This is a genomic window from Streptomyces sp. NBC_01445 (genome assembly GCF_035918235.1).
In the GTDB taxonomy this organism is placed as follows: Bacteria; Actinomycetota; Actinomycetes; order Streptomycetales; family Streptomycetaceae; genus Streptomyces.
Genome location: NZ_CP109485.1, coordinates 7,448,613 through 7,460,943 on the forward strand (window position 1 = coordinate 7,448,613; position 12,331 = coordinate 7,460,943).

Genomic DNA, 12,331 nt, shown 5'->3' on the forward strand with positions numbered 1-12,331 from the left:
GTCTCCCTTGCCGTGTCCTTCTCGCCACGATACGTCCGTTTCCTTCGGTGCGCAGGGGCGCCGGCAGGGGTGCGGCAGGACGCGAAGGCTCAGGTCAGGGCGAGGATGAACGAGGCCGAAGCGGCCAGCGACGCACCACCCCTGATGTGGTTCCACATCAGCCACTCGGACACGTACCTGCGCCACGGTCCCTCGCTGTCCGGCGCCTCGGGGGCGAGCTTCGCGAGCGCGTCGTTGCGCGGGATGTTCGCGGCGACGGTCACGCCGAACGCGCCCGCGAGCTGGAACGCGCTGCCGAGCAGCAGCTCCACGGTGCCCTGCTCCGGCCAGAGCACGAACGTCACGACGGCAAGCACCACGCACAGCGCCGCGGCCCCCAGGAACACCACCATGAACGCCGGGCTGACCGCGGCCACGTTGATCGCCTGCATCGCCGCGATGCCCTGTGCGGGTGGGAGCGCCGCGAGCCCCTTCATCACGAAGGTCGAGAACGCGATGAAGACGCCCGCCGACACCCCGCAGGCGAGCGCGCCCAGGACGGTGAGCACAAAGTACGGTCCCTCGATCATCACAACTCCCCCTGCCGGCGATGCCGTTGGCCTCGCGGTCCGGTCAAGATCCTGCCGCACGGACGAGACGGCCGCCACCATGCGGCATACACGCTTCTCACGATTCCCCCACGCGCCATGCAGCGAGTACGGCTTCCACCTGCACCCCGATACTCCGTCTGGCCTCGCCCCGCCGCACCCCGCTCATCAGCAACGCGTCGTACACGGTCTCCGTGTGCCGCACCGCCGCCCGCACCGCCGCCGTCACCGCGGCCCGGGACAGGGCGCGGCCCGCCGCGCTGCGCCCCACCCGGCCACTGCCGCGCAGGGACGCGTGGGCCGCGATGGCCTCCGCCCGGTCCGGCGGGCAGCCGGGGAAGAGCCGCAGGATCTCCCGCGCGAACGCGGCCGTGAACGACACGTCCTGTGCCGCCCTGCGCGTCGCGTCCCGCGCCCGGCGCCTCGCCCGCGCATCCGCGTCCGCCAGACACCGCTCCTCGGCGCGGGCCAGCGCCGCCTCCTCCACGAGAACGCCCTGGCGCTCGTAACGGCCGCGCCGCCGATGGAAACGCACGACCACCGCCGACAGCGAACTCCCTTCCCTGGCACGGCGGGTGAGGGCCCAGTCGCCGCGCGGCAGATACACGAGATGCCCGAGGTCCGCGCAGTCCAGACAGCGCGGCGCCCCGTCCTCCAGGGTCAGCAGATCCAGCGGCGCCCGGTGACACTCCGCGCACTGCCGGCGCTTCAGCGGCTGCACGACGACCGGCCCGCCGGTGCCGGTGTGCGGCGGGGGAGTCCGGCGTCGGGGGGTCCGGTCGCGCCGGGCCTTGGCGGTCATACGCGGTTCATTCCCCGCGTGCGGGCGAGAACGCGTCGCCGGGGTACGGGTCCCCCTCGGCTCCCCTCCGGCGTGCGAGGCATCATGAGGCGCGTGCGACTCGAAGCGATCACCTGGGAACGGCTCGGCGACGCCCTCGCCGAGAGGCTGCTCGAACTGAAGCCGGGCGACGGGAGTCCGTGGCCCCGTATCGCCGTCGACGGCCCGCCGGCCGCCCGCCCCGGTGACCTCGCCGCACTGGTCGGGGAGGCGCTGCGGGTGCGCGGACGCCCCTCGCTCGCCGTGGACACCGGCGGCTTCCTGCGGCCCGCCTCACTGCGCTTCGAGTACGGGCGCGAGGACGTGGAGGCCTACTACAGCGGCTGGTTCGACACGGCCGCCCTGTGGCGCGAGGTCTTCGGACCGCTCGAACCGGGCGGCACGGGACGCGTCCTGCCGGACCTGTGGGACCCGGCGGCCGACCGCGCGACGCGCAGCTCCTACGTCGAACTGCCGCCCGGCGGCGTCCTGTTGCTGCACGGGCCCCTGCTCATGGGGCACTGGTTCCCGTTCGACCTGACCGTGCACCTCAAGCTGTCGCCGGGCGCGCTGCGACGCCGTACACCCGAGGGCGAGCAGTGGACGCTGCCGGCCTTCGAGCGCTACGACAGCGAGACCGACCCGGCCGGCACGGCGGACGTGGTCGTACGGGCGGACGACCCCCGGCATCCGGCCTGGGGCGGGCTGCCCTCGTAACAGGCTGCTCCCGCTTCGGTACGGGCCCGTACCCAGGTGCGGGCCCAGGGCAGCGCGGAGAGAATGGATGGTGCCGGGACCTGCGGCGCCTCCGTGCCGCGCCGGCCACCGGCACCGGGAGGTACTCATGACCACCGCCGGAGACATCATGCACCGCGGTGCGCAGTGGATCCCCGCTCACGAGACCCTGGACCGCGCCGCCCAGCTCATGCGCCAGCTGAACGTGGGCGCGCTGCCCATCAGCGACGAGAACGAACGCCTCTGCGGGATCCTCACGGACCGCGACATCGTGGTCGGCTGTGTTGCCATGGGCCACGACCCTTCCAAGATCGTCGCCGGTGACCTCGCCCAGGGGACGCCCCGCTGGATCGACTCGGGCGCCGACGTCGACGAGGTCCTCCAGGAGATGCAGGGGCACCAGATCCGTCGGCTCCCCGTTATCGAGAACAAGCGCCTCGTCGGCATGATCAGCGAGGCCGACCTTGCGGCGCATCTGTCCGACGACCAGATGTCGTCCTGGGTCGAGAGCGTCTACGCCAGCAGCTGACCTTTGAGATCAGAGATCACGATCCGGCGGGCCCGGGAGCGGCCCGCCGCCACCGAGCAGTCCGTCCTCGGTCACTTCCTCGTGAGCTGACATGGACAGTGCACACCGGTGCCCGGCAGTACGGGTCACAGCCACCCGTTGCGCCGGAAGGCGCGGTGCAGGACGAAACAGATGCTCGCGATCACGCCCAGGAACAGTGGATACCCGAACTGCCAGTGCAGCTCCGGCATATGGTCGAAGTTCATCCCGTACACGCCGCAGCCCATGGTCGGCACGGCCACGACCGCGGCCCAGGCCGTGATCTTGCGCATGTCCTCGTTCTGAGCCACCGTCACCTGCGCGAGATGGGCCTGCAGGATCGAGTTCAGCAGCTCGTCGAAGGACGCTATCTGCTCGGCGGCCCTCAGCAGATGGTCGGAGACGTCCCGGAAGTACGCCTGTATCTCCGGCGCCACCACCTGGAAGGGGCGGCCCGAGAGCTCCTCTATCGGCCGGGCGAGCGGCACGACGGCCCGCTTCAGCTCCAGCAGCTCGCGCTTGAGCTGGTAGATCCGGCCCGGGTCGGCACGCGCCCCGTCCTCGGCGAACACATCCGCCTCGACCTGGTCGATGTCGGACTGGACGGCGTCGATCACGGTGAGATAGTCGTCGACCACATGGTCCGCGATCGCGTGCAGCACAGCGGCCGGGCCCTTGGCGAGCTGCTCCGGGTCCGCCTCCAGGCCCTCGCGCACCGGGCCCAGCGAGCCGTGCCTCCCGTGCCGCACGGTGATCACGAAGTCCCGGCCGATGAACACCATGATCTCGCCGGTGTCGACGACCTCGCTGGTCGCGGTCAGCTCCGCGTGTTCCACGTAACAGACGGTCTTGAACACGGCGAACAGCGTCTGGCCGTACCGCTCGACCTTCGGCCGCTGGTGCGCGTGCACCGCGTCCTCGACGGCCAGCGGGTGCAGGTCGAACAGCTCGGCGATGTCCGCGAACTCCAGCTCCGTCGGCTCGTGCAGCCCCAGCCAGACGAAGCCGTCGTCGGACTTGCGGACCCGGTCGACCGCGTCCACGAGATCGCGCCCGGCCTGCTCACGGACCCCGTCCCGGTACGTCACGCACTTGACGACCGCGGACCCCAGCGGCGAGCGGGCGGGGTGGCTCAGGTCGACGCGGGGGTGCCGCCGGGCCAGGCGCGCCACTCTTCTCAGGCGCCCGACCTTGCGCAGGTCGGACACCTTTCGGAGATCTCCGACCTTCCGCAGGTTGCCTGCCATCGACATGCGGGGCTCCTCGCGCGGGGTGACATCGTGTTTCGGTGACTCGGCGGGCCAGTCTGCCAGCTCGCGGCGACAACGCCCACGACCCCTGGGGGAACGGAAGGTTCCCCTCCGGAACGCGCGGAACCGCCTCCCGGGACCGGGCCGGACAACTGGGATAATCGGACCATGACGCGACCCGAGGGCTATCTCCTGGACAACCAGCAGCAAGAGGCCGGCCGGCGCTTCGACGCCTTCGCGACCCTCTTCGACCCCACGACGTTCCGGCACATCGAACAGCTGGGCATCGGCCCCGGCTGGCGCTGCTGGGAGGTCGGCGCGGGCGGCACCTCCGTGGTCTCCTGGCTCGCCAAGAAGGTCGGCCCGACCGGCCGGGTCCTCGCGACCGACATCGACACCTCGTGGCAGACGTCCGCCGCCCGTTCCCCCATCGAGGTCCGCCGCCACGACGTGGCCGCCGACGAGCCGCCCGCCGAGGGCTTCGACCTGGTCCACGCCCGGCTCGTCCTGGTCCATGTGCCCGACAGGGAGCTGGCGTTGAAGTCCATGCTGCGCGCGCTGCGGCCCGGCGGACGGCTGCTCGTCGAGGACGCCGACCCCGCGCTCCAGCCGCTCGCGTGCCCCGACGAGCACGGCCCCGCCGAGGAGCTGGCGAACCGGCTCCGCCGCGGCTTCCGCAAACTGCTCGCGGAGCGCGGCGCCGACCTGTCGTACGGCCGCAGGCTGCCGAGGCTGTTGCGGGAGGCGGGCCTGCACCAGGTGGAGGCCGACGCGTACTTCCCGCTGACGTCCGAGGCGTGCGGGGCCCTGGAGACGGCCACGTTCCAGCAGATCCGCGAGTCCCTGGTCCGCGCGGGCCACGCCACGGACGAGGAGATCGACCGCCACCTGGCCGATGTCGCGACCGGCTCGATGGACTTGGCGACGGCGCCGCTGATCTCGGCCTGGGGACGGAAGCGGGCCTAGGACGTCCGCCGTTCTCCCGTTTGTGGGCGGCCGGGGCGCTCTCAGCGCTGCGGCGGTCGGCCCCCCACCCGCGCCACTGCCAGCGCCCCCGCGTGGCAACCGTCGGTCGCCGCCTCCCGTGGCCCGGCGCCCCGCACCCACGCGGCGAGGAACGCGCCCGTGAACGCGTCGCCCGCCCCCGTCGAGTCCCGCGCCACCGCCGGCAGCGACGGCACGCGCGCGCGTACCGCCCCGCCTTGCGCCACCACCGCTCCCGCGACCCCCGACGTGACGACGACCAGCGGAAACCATCCACTGAGCTTCGCCGCCGCGACCTCCGCGTCTCCGACGCCGCTCAGCAGCTCCGCCTCGTCCCTGCTGGGCAGCAGGATGTCCACGCCCTTGGCGAGCGCCAGGAACCGGTCGGGCCCCAGCTCCCTGAGGAAGCCCGCCGAAGCGGGATCGATACTCACCGGCACCCCACGCGCGCGTGCCGAGGCCAGCGCCGCCGCGACCAGGCCGCGCCCCTCGGCGGAGAAGAACAGATACCCGGACAGATGCAGCCACGCGACCCCGCCGAGCAGGTCCGCGGACCAGTCGGCGGGGGAGAGACGCAGCGAGGCCCCGCTGTCCGTGAGGAACGTCCGCTCGGCGCCGGCTCCCGTGTCGACCAGCGCGATCACCGTCCCGGTCGCCGCCTCCGGGTCGACGACGAGCCGGGGACGCACCCTCGCGCGCGTGAGCGCCTCCTCGTGCCAGGCCGCCGAGTCCGCGCCGACCCGCCCGAGCAACGCCACGTCCGGGCAGCCCGAATGGGCCGCCCAGCACGCCACGTTCGCCCCCGCGCCCCCCGGCAGCGTACGGATCTCCGCCGCCGTGTCCGTGCCCGCCGCGAGCGGGGCGTCGTGCCGGGCCACGATGTCCGTGACGACGTCCCCGACGACCAGGAGTGTTCCGCTCACGGCCGCGCCCATGCCGCCGCGATGCGTGCCGCGAGCCGTACGTTGCCGCGTACCGCCGCGAGGTTGGCCTCCAGCGAGGCGCCGTCCGTGTGCCGTACCAGGTAGTCCAGGAGGAACGGCGTGACCGCCTGCCCCGTGACGCCCTCGGCGTCGCACGCGTGCAGCGCATCGTCCAGCACACGCGCGTGGAGCGCGGGATCGAGCTGCTCCGCCTCGGGCACCGGGTTCGCCACGATCAGCGCGGTCTCGGGCCCGCCCAGCGCGTCCTGAGCCCGCATCACCCCGGCCACCTCGGCCGGATCGCGCAGTGTCCAGTCCACCGGATGGCCCGAGTCGGACAGATAGAAGCCGGGGAAGCGGCCGGTCCCGTACCCGGCCACCGACACTCCCAGGGTCTCCAGGCGCTGAAGGGTCGCCGGTACGTCCAGGATCGACTTGACGCCCGCGCACACCACGGTGATCCGCGTCCGCGCGAGCAGCCCGAGGTCGGCCGACTCGTCCTGCGTCTCCGTCCACCGCCGGTGCACCCCGCCCAGCCCCCCCGTAGCGAACACCCGCACCCCCGCGCGCGCCGCGAGCAGCGCTGTCGCCGACACGGTCGTCGCCCCGCTCGCACCCGTCGCCACGGCGAGCGGCAGATCGCGGTGACTCAGCTTGCGGATGCCGTCCTGGGTCGCGACCCGCTCCAACTGGCCCTTGTCCAGGCCGACCTGGGGGTTTCCGTCGAGAACGGCGATCGTCGCGGGGACCGCTCCCTCGGCGCGTACGAGCTCTTCGAGTTCGAGCGCCACCCGCAGATTGCGCGGGCGCGGCAGCCCGTGCGCGATGATCGTCGACTCCAGGGCCACGACCGGCCGGCCCGCCGCCACCGCTTCCCGCACCTCATCGGACACCAGCACCACGCGCCTGCCTCCTGCCTGTCGGGTCTCCCCTCATCCATGGCGGGCGGCGCGCACGCCCAAACCCCAGCGGCACGACGGTAAACACTCACGGTGTACCGGCAAACACTTGCGGCGCGGCGGCCGGCCGAGCAGCCTGAGCGCATGACGGACAACTCTGAGCGCATGACGGACAACACGGCACGCCTCGACCATGTCGTGCTCTGGGTCAGCGACCCGGTGGCCGCGGCGGACTTCTACGAGCAGGCCGTCGGCCTCGAACCTCTCAGGGTCGCCGAGTTCAAGGAGGGCACGGTCTCGTTCCCCTCGGTGCGGCTCAACGAGGAGACCATCCTGGACCTCGCGCCGCTGCCCATGGCAGCCCGCATGAACATGGTGCCGGGTGGCGACAAGAGCGCCGGCCACCCGGTCAACCACGTGTGCATCGCCCTGACCGAAGGCGGCTACGACAGCCTGCGCGCCCGTCTGGAGGAGCGCGAGGTGCCGGTCTCGGACCACGGCCGCCACTCGTACGGCGCCCGCGGCCCGGCCGTCCGCAGCTTCTACTTCCGCGACCCCGACGGGAACGTCTTCGAAGCGCGTTACTACGAAGAGGCCTGAAAGGCCGGATACGGGGCGCGGCCCTGCTCGTACAGGGGCTGGCTGTACGGGGGGCAGCCGTACCGGGGTTGTGGGTCAGCGGCGCGCGCGGCCCCACGCACGGCCGCGCGACCGGCCGCCTGTCCGGCCGCGGTCGAGCAGTGCCACGCCCAGGGCGGCCAGGCCGATCTGAATCAGCCACTCCACCCAGTCGACCCCCTTGGTGTCCGCGACACCGATGCCCGCGGCGATGGCCGAACCGAGCAGCGCGGCCACGATGCCGACGACGACCGTCGCCAGGATGCCGATGCGCTGACGGCCCGGCAGGGCGAGCCGGCCCAGGACGCCGATGACGATGCCGATCACGATCGCGCTGATGACGCCGGAAATCTCCATGTCCCCACGACTCCCTAGAACCCGGGCACGCGGCGCCCGGGACGTTGTCTCAAGGTCTCTTCCCCTTGACGAGCCGTCCAGTCCGGGCCGTGACCGAGGTACGGGTCGTCCAGTGAACAGAGGGGTCCGCGCTGCCTAGAGTGACCGTTCATGACCACGAATGATCAGGCCACTGCTTCTTTTGCCGTACACATCCCGGACGTTGAACTCGAACCGGAGCCCCTCGATCCGGAGCAGATCGTCTCGGGCGCCCCTGTCGTCACGGGCAAGGTGCTCTGGGAGTCCGCCGACGGCAAGCAGCTGCGGGGCATCTGGCAGATCACGCCGGGCGTGGTGACGGACACCGAGGCGAACGAGCTGTTCGTGGTCGTCTCCGGTCGCGCCACTGTCGAGGTCGAGGGCGGGCAGACGCTGGAGGTGGGCCCCGGTGACGCGGCCGTACTGCGCGAGGGCGACCGTACGACGTGGACCGTGCACGAGACCCTGCGGAAGGCGTACCACATCACGCTGCCCTGACCGGCGTCATGGTGTCCGACCACCGCCACGCCGCCCTGATCACGCCGCCGCGGGCCGCCGGCTGAACAGGGCGAGGGCGGCGAGTGGCAGCAGGAGGCAGGCCGCGGCCAGATTGAGCCAGGCGTAACTCGCCGTCGCCACGACCAGTCCCGCTGCCGCGCCACCGACGCCCGCCGCCGTGTTCATGGTCAGGTCGGACAGGCCCTGCGCGGCGGCCCGAGCCGCCTGCGGCACCGAGTCGGTCAGCAGGGCCGAACCGGAGACGAGGCCCGCGGACCAGCCGAGCCCCAGGACGAACAGGCCCGCGGCGGTCTGCCCGTGGCTGCCGCCCGCCGTGCCCGCGAGCAGCGCCGCGCAGGCGAGCAGGCCCACGGCGAGGCCGATTACGGAGAGCCGCCCGAGCCGGTCCGACAGCCGGCCCATCACCGGCGAGAACGCGTACATGCCCGCGATGTGCCCGCTGATGACCAGGCCGATGAGGTCGATGCTCGCACCGTGATGGCCGAGGTCGACAGGCGTCATCGACATGATCGACACCATCGCGGTGTGCGAGACGGCGACGGTCACGAGGGCGAGCCGGGCGCGCGGCGACGCGGCGACGGCGGCGAACCCGGCACGGATCGACCGCCCTCCGGACGACTTCTCCTCCTCGGGATCCAGGGCGCGGGCGGTAAGGAGCGGGTCGGGACGCAGCAGGAGCTGCACCATGACGGCCGAGACGAGGAAGACCCCTGCCGCCCACAGGAAGGGGCCCGCCGCCGCGGGGATGCCGAGTCCGGCGACGCTGCGGCCCGCGGGCGCCGCGATGTTGGGCCCGAGCACCGCGCCGATCGTCGTGGCCCACACGACATTCGAGATCGCCCGCGCCCGATGCTGCGGCTCGGCCAGGTCGGCGGCCGCGAACCGCGCCTGGAGATTGGCCGACGAGGCGGCGCCGAACCCGGCCATGCCGATGAGCAGCAGCGGGAAGCTCCCCACCGCGGCTGCCAGCACGACGACCCCGGCCCCCAGCGCGCCGATCAGATACGCGAGGACGAGCCCGGGCCGGCGCCCCCGTGCCGTCATCAGGGCGGCGAGCGGAACTGACAGGAGGGCGGTCCCGGCGACCGTCGCGGTCGGCGCGAGCCCTGAGAGCGCCTCGTCACCACTGACCTGCTTGGCGAGCACGGCGGCGAGCGCGATACCGGTGGCGACGCCGAGCCCGCCGAGTATCTGGCTCGCGACGAGTACGGCGGTGACACGGCGGCGCAGCCCGGCCAGGTCCTGGGGCGTCCGGGGGACGGAAGGGCGGCGGCGCGCGGCGGAATCGGGTATGAGCACCGGCGCAGTGTGCCAGCCGGCACCCACCCTCGAACACCGGGCATCCCCGCGCGGCCTGGCGCCGACCAGTGCCTGGGGCTCGAAACAGTCGCTCCCGCGCCTTGGAACAGTCGCTCCCGCGCCTCAGAACAGCGGCTGCGGAAGGACACCCTCCAGCGCGAGCAGTTGCCGCTTCGTCTCCAGGCCGCCACCGAATCCGCCGATGCCGCCGTCGCTCTCCACGACACGGTGGCACGGCACCACGACCGGCAGCGGATTGGCGCCCATGGCCACGCCCACCGCCTGCGCCGCCCCCGGCTGTCCGACGCGGCCCGCCAGATCCCCGTAACCGACGACCGAGCCGAACGGGACGCCGGACGCCAGCTCGCGCAGGACCTGTCGGTTGAACCCGGAGATCAGCGACCAGTCGAGCGGCAGCTCGAAGTCGCGCCGCTCACCGGCGAAGTAGGCCTTCAGCTGGCGTATGGGCTCGGTCAGGAGCGGCGAGTCCGGGGCCTCGACCGGCTCGGTCCCGAGCCGGGAACCGAGCCGCTCGACCGCGGAGTCACGCACAGCGGGGGAGGCGTGGAAGACGACATTCACCAGGCCGGCGTCCGTCGCGGCGAGGAGCAGCGGCCCGATGTCCGTGCCGACGACGGCCCAGACGGCCGTGCGCCCGGCCCCGTCTCCGGGCCTGTCCTCGGCGGCGCTTTCCCCAGTGGCTTTCTGCCCAGTGGCGTTCATGGCGACCACCGTACGGGGAGCCACTGACAACGGCCCGAGCCGTCCGCCGGCCTGGCCTCCCCCTGCCCGTCGTCCGCTCTACCGGCCGCCGCCCACCGCCTTGCGCACGACGTCGGGGAAGTTCGAGATGATGCCGTCCACGCCGAGGCCGGCCACGCGCCGCGCGGTCGCCGCGTCGTTCACGGTCCAGGTGAAGAGCTTCAGGCGCTTGCCGTGCGGTCCCCTGAAGGCGTGCACCGCGGCGACGTATCCGGCCGAGATCGTCCCGTTGCTGGGGTTGATCCGGTCGGCGAACTGGGCGTACCGGGGCAGGTCGCCCTCGGCGGGGGTGCCGAGGAAACCCGTCGTGATGTCCGGGCGGTGTTTGTGCACGGTCCGTACGCTGTCGGCGCTGAAGCTCTGGATCACCAGGCGGTTCCTGACGTGATCGCGGTTGAGCCAGCCCTCCTTGCCGAGCACGCGCAGGATGTCCTTCTCGATGCCCGGGTAGAGTTCCGGTGCCTTGATCTCCATGAGGAGCTTCTGGTGGTTGTGGTCGATCCGGTCCAGGTACTGGGTGAGGGTCGGGACACGGGCGCCGGTGAACTCGGCGCCCTTCCAGGCGCCGGCGTCGAGCTCGGCGATCTCCGCGGCGGTGAAGTCGCCGACGTTGTACGGGGCGCGGCCGGGGAAGACCTGCTCCACGTTCGTGGTGCGCGCCAGATTCGTGTCGTGGATGACGACGAGCCGGCCGTCCTTGGTGCGCTGCACGTCGTTCTCGACCCAGTCGAAGCCGAGCCTGTCGGCCTTGTCGATGGCCTTGAGGGTGTTCTCGGGCGCGTACCCGGAGGCGCCGCGGTGTGCGACGACGGCGGGTCCGCCGTGCTCCTGTGCCGCCTCGGCGGTGGTGGGGAGGACCAGGACGCCGACGAATCCCACCAGGGCGGCGGTCGCGGTGGCTGCGCGTGCGGACACGTGTACTCCTCGCGTCGAGGGATCAAGGACTGAACGACGGTGACAGTCGGTTGCCAACGGAAGACAGGTGAAGGATGGCCACACACTGAACGGAGTGGTGGGAGGACGTGCACCCCGAGGGTGGGTGTCGTGAGGCTTTGCCGGAAAATCGTTCAGACGTTCCCGCGGGAGCCTTAATCTCTGCTCCAATCGCGGTCGCTCCGGCAGTCGTTGCCAGAGGCTCAAACGGAACACATCAGGAACATCAGGGCGGAAGGGCTGCAGCGGATGCAGGGCACGGTCGACGGATTCAGCTATGGACTGGTCACGCCGCTGGTGGCGTTCTTCATGGCCTGCCTCGGCGGGGCGCTGGGCCTGCGCTGCACCACCAGATCGCTGCTCGTCACCCAGTCCTGGCGGCCCGGCTGGCTCGCGCTCGGCTCGGCGGCGATCGGGTCCGGAATCTGGACGATGCACTTCATCGCGATGATGGGCTTCCGCGTGCAGGGCACCCCGATCCACTACGACAAACCGACGACCTTCGCGAGCCTGGGCGTCGCCATCGTCATGGTCGGGATGGGGATCTTCATCGTCGGCTACCGGGGCGCTACAGGGACGGCCCTGTTCACCGGCGGCACGGTCACCGGACTGGGCGTCGCGTCGATGCACTACCTCGGCATGGCCGGCATGCGCCTACACGGGACGCTTCAGTACAACACCTTCACTGTCGGCGTCTCCGTAGTGATCGCCATGGCCGCCGCCACCGCCGCGCTCTGGGCCGCGGTCCAGGTCAGGGGGTTCAGCTGGAGCGTCGGCGCGAGCCTCGTCATGGGCCTCGCGGTCACCGGCATGCACTACACCGGAATGGCCGCCCTCAGGGTCCACGTGCACGCGAGCGGCGGCACCCCTCCCGGTGACGCCCCCGCCGAACTCCTCGCGCCGCTCATGATCGGCCCTCTGTGCTTCCTGCTGCTGGCCGGCGTCGTGGTGGTGTTCGACCCGATGATGATGACGGGCAGGCCCGACCGGAGGGACGCCGTCGAGGCCGCGAGCAGGGCGGGCCGGACCGTCCGCCCCCTGCGGCGGGCAGGCTGATCCGGCCCCGTTGTCAGTGCGGGG

The 12,331-nt window shown here is 72.1% G+C and carries 15 protein-coding genes; 6 read left to right on the top strand and 9 right to left on the bottom strand.

The window, feature by feature from the left end; genetic code table 11:
* Positions 1-89: 89 nt before the first annotated feature.
* On the bottom strand, positions 90-569 hold the full coding sequence (locus OG574_RS33855; RefSeq protein ID WP_326776300.1) for an anthrone oxygenase family protein: 480 nt from the start codon (positions 567-569) through the stop codon (positions 90-92).
* Positions 570-666: 97 nt separating this feature from the next.
* Positions 667-1,389 (bottom strand): DUF2293 domain-containing protein, encoded by a 723-nt coding sequence (locus OG574_RS33860; RefSeq protein WP_326776301.1) that lies wholly within the window; start codon positions 1,387-1,389, stop codon positions 667-669.
* An 84-nt stretch (positions 1,390-1,473) separates the two neighbouring features.
* On the opposite strand from OG574_RS33860, the gene OG574_RS33865 reads away from it, so the two are divergent.
* Together OG574_RS33865 and OG574_RS33870 are read left to right on the top strand one after the other, a co-directional pair.
* Entirely contained in the window at positions 1,474-2,124 is a 651-nt protein-coding gene (locus tag OG574_RS33865) for a uridine kinase (protein ID WP_199841677.1), read from the top strand.
* Positions 2,125-2,251: 127 nt separating this feature from the next.
* Complete coding sequence (locus OG574_RS33870; RefSeq protein WP_100592358.1) at positions 2,252-2,671, top strand: CBS domain-containing protein; 420 nt, start codon at positions 2,252-2,254, stop codon at positions 2,669-2,671.
* 125 nt (positions 2,672-2,796) lie between these two features.
* On the opposite strand, the gene OG574_RS33875 is transcribed toward OG574_RS33870, so the two are convergent.
* Entirely contained in the window at positions 2,797-3,942 is a 1,146-nt protein-coding gene (locus tag OG574_RS33875; RefSeq protein WP_326776302.1) for a magnesium and cobalt transport protein CorA, read from the bottom strand.
* Positions 3,943-4,107: 165 nt separating this feature from the next.
* Here OG574_RS33875 and OG574_RS33880 point away from each other — a divergent pair, with 165 nt between their 5' ends.
* Positions 4,108-4,905: a methyltransferase domain-containing protein gene (locus tag OG574_RS33880; RefSeq protein ID WP_326776303.1), complete on the top strand. Its 798-nt coding sequence runs from the start codon at positions 4,108-4,110 to the stop codon at positions 4,903-4,905.
* A 41-nt stretch (positions 4,906-4,946) separates the two neighbouring features.
* Here the strand turns inward: OG574_RS33880 and OG574_RS33885 are convergent, their stop codons facing one another.
* Together OG574_RS33885 and OG574_RS33890 are read right to left on the bottom strand one after the other, a co-directional pair.
* A complete protein-coding gene (locus tag OG574_RS33885; protein WP_326776304.1) occupies positions 4,947-5,858 on the bottom strand; it encodes a carbohydrate kinase family protein in 912 nt (303 codons plus the stop codon).
* The gene (locus tag OG574_RS33890; protein ID WP_326776305.1) at positions 5,843-6,748 is read right to left on the bottom strand and encodes a pseudouridine-5'-phosphate glycosidase; all 906 of its coding nucleotides are present in this window, start codon (positions 6,746-6,748) and stop codon (positions 5,843-5,845) included. The genes OG574_RS33885 and OG574_RS33890 overlap by 16 nt, the downstream gene beginning before the upstream one ends.
* A gap of 162 nt (positions 6,749-6,910) precedes the next feature.
* Here OG574_RS33890 and OG574_RS33895 point away from each other — a divergent pair, with 162 nt between their 5' ends.
* Positions 6,911-7,345 (top strand): VOC family protein, encoded by a 435-nt coding sequence (locus tag OG574_RS33895; RefSeq protein ID WP_100592363.1) that lies wholly within the window; start codon positions 6,911-6,913, stop codon positions 7,343-7,345.
* A 75-nt stretch (positions 7,346-7,420) separates the two neighbouring features.
* On the opposite strand, the gene OG574_RS33900 is transcribed toward OG574_RS33895, so the two are convergent.
* Positions 7,421-7,720 carry a GlsB/YeaQ/YmgE family stress response membrane protein gene (locus OG574_RS33900; protein ID WP_100592364.1) on the bottom strand — a complete coding sequence of 100 codons (300 nt, stop codon included), beginning with the start codon at positions 7,718-7,720 and terminating at the stop codon, positions 7,421-7,423.
* 150 nt (positions 7,721-7,870) lie between these two features.
* On the opposite strand from OG574_RS33900, the gene OG574_RS33905 reads away from it, so the two are divergent.
* Entirely contained in the window at positions 7,871-8,236 is a 366-nt protein-coding gene (locus OG574_RS33905) for a cupin domain-containing protein (protein WP_326776306.1), read from the top strand.
* Between the two features lie 39 nt (positions 8,237-8,275).
* Here the strand turns inward: OG574_RS33905 and OG574_RS33910 are convergent, their stop codons facing one another.
* The 3 genes from OG574_RS33910 to OG574_RS33920 all read right to left on the bottom strand — a co-directional run bounded on the left by OG574_RS33910 (position 8,276) and on the right by OG574_RS33920 (position 11,233).
* The gene (locus OG574_RS33910; protein ID WP_398374528.1) at positions 8,276-9,550 is read right to left on the bottom strand and encodes an MFS transporter; all 1,275 of its coding nucleotides are present in this window, start codon (positions 9,548-9,550) and stop codon (positions 8,276-8,278) included.
* A gap of 129 nt (positions 9,551-9,679) precedes the next feature.
* Complete coding sequence (locus OG574_RS33915; RefSeq protein WP_326776307.1) at positions 9,680-10,279, bottom strand: methylated-DNA--[protein]-cysteine S-methyltransferase; 600 nt, start codon at positions 10,277-10,279, stop codon at positions 9,680-9,682.
* A gap of 78 nt (positions 10,280-10,357) precedes the next feature.
* Positions 10,358-11,233 (bottom strand): glycerophosphodiester phosphodiesterase, encoded by an 876-nt coding sequence (locus tag OG574_RS33920; RefSeq protein WP_326776308.1) that lies wholly within the window; start codon positions 11,231-11,233, stop codon positions 10,358-10,360.
* A gap of 267 nt (positions 11,234-11,500) precedes the next feature.
* Between OG574_RS33920 and OG574_RS33925 the strand changes: the two genes are divergently transcribed.
* A complete protein-coding gene (locus tag OG574_RS33925) occupies positions 11,501-12,307 on the top strand; it encodes an MHYT domain-containing protein (RefSeq protein WP_326776309.1) in 807 nt (268 codons plus the stop codon).
* Positions 12,308-12,331 lie beyond the last annotated feature (24 nt).

Bases quoted from the DNA above. Each gene is read 5' to 3' on its own strand.
- OG574_RS33885 (WP_326776304.1), bottom strand. From the start codon at position 5,858: ATGGGCGCGGCCGTGAGCGGAACACTCCTGGTCGTCGGGGACGTCGTC.
- OG574_RS33870 (WP_100592358.1), top strand. From the start codon at position 2,252: ATGACCACCGCCGGAGACATCATGCACCGCGGTGCGCAGTGGATCCCC.
- OG574_RS33855 (WP_326776300.1), bottom strand. From the start codon at position 569: ATGATCGAGGGACCGTACTTTGTGCTCACCGTCCTGGGCGCGCTCGCC.
- OG574_RS33925 (WP_326776309.1), top strand. From the start codon at position 11,501: ATGCAGGGCACGGTCGACGGATTCAGCTATGGACTGGTCACGCCGCTG.
- OG574_RS33860 (WP_326776301.1), bottom strand. From the start codon at position 1,389: ATGACCGCCAAGGCCCGGCGCGACCGGACCCCCCGACGCCGGACTCCC.
- OG574_RS33915 (WP_326776307.1), bottom strand. From the start codon at position 10,279: ATGAACGCCACTGGGCAGAAAGCCACTGGGGAAAGCGCCGCCGAGGAC.
- OG574_RS33905 (WP_326776306.1), top strand. From the start codon at position 7,871: ATGACCACGAATGATCAGGCCACTGCTTCTTTTGCCGTACACATCCCG.
- OG574_RS33900 (WP_100592364.1), bottom strand. From the start codon at position 7,720: ATGGAGATTTCCGGCGTCATCAGCGCGATCGTGATCGGCATCGTCATC.
- OG574_RS33895 (WP_100592363.1), top strand. From the start codon at position 6,911: ATGACGGACAACACGGCACGCCTCGACCATGTCGTGCTCTGGGTCAGC.
- OG574_RS33880 (WP_326776303.1), top strand. From the start codon at position 4,108: ATGACGCGACCCGAGGGCTATCTCCTGGACAACCAGCAGCAAGAGGCC.
- OG574_RS33865 (WP_199841677.1), top strand. From the start codon at position 1,474: ATGAGGCGCGTGCGACTCGAAGCGATCACCTGGGAACGGCTCGGCGAC.
- OG574_RS33875 (WP_326776302.1), bottom strand. From the start codon at position 3,942: ATGTCGATGGCAGGCAACCTGCGGAAGGTCGGAGATCTCCGAAAGGTG.